Origin of the sequence: Photobacterium sanguinicancri (genome assembly GCF_002265265.1) — a bacterium.
Taxonomy (GTDB): Bacteria; Pseudomonadota; Gammaproteobacteria; order Enterobacterales; family Vibrionaceae; genus Photobacterium; species Photobacterium sanguinicancri.
Genome location: NZ_NOIF01000525.1, coordinates 1 through 369, shown reverse-complemented (window position 1 = coordinate 369; position 369 = coordinate 1). Strand labels below are relative to the sequence as shown.

Below are 369 nucleotides of genomic sequence, written 5' to 3'. Positions count from 1 at the left end.
GGCCGGACTACTCGCACATGTTCCAGGAGGAGATCGCTCCGTTCGACCCCGACGCGTATGTCATGTCCACGCATGCCGTCGAACAGGATGCGTGAGCACGCCATGAAAATCACCGGTGCCGTCCTGGCCGACGCAGGCGTCGAGCGTCCCTACGCGCGATCCCGTCCTCTCCACGTCGAGGAGATCGAGCTGGATCCGCCGCGCGCCGGCGAGATCCTGGTCCGCATCGAGGCCGCAGGGCTCTGCCACTCCGACCTCTCCGTCATCAATGGCTCGCGCCCTCGTCCCCTGCCGATGCTGCTGGGCCACGAGGCTGCCGGCATCGTCGTGGGGCTCGGTCCCGATGTGGACGACATCACGGTCGGAGAG

The 369-nt window shown here is 67.2% G+C and carries 1 protein-coding gene; it reads left to right on the top strand.

Annotation, left to right across the window (positions count from 1 at the left end; genetic code table 11):
- Positions 1-102 precede the first annotated feature (102 nt).
- The coding region (locus ASV53_RS24950) for an alcohol dehydrogenase catalytic domain-containing protein (RefSeq protein ID WP_148665208.1) at positions 103-369 on the top strand (267 nt) is incomplete at its 3' end.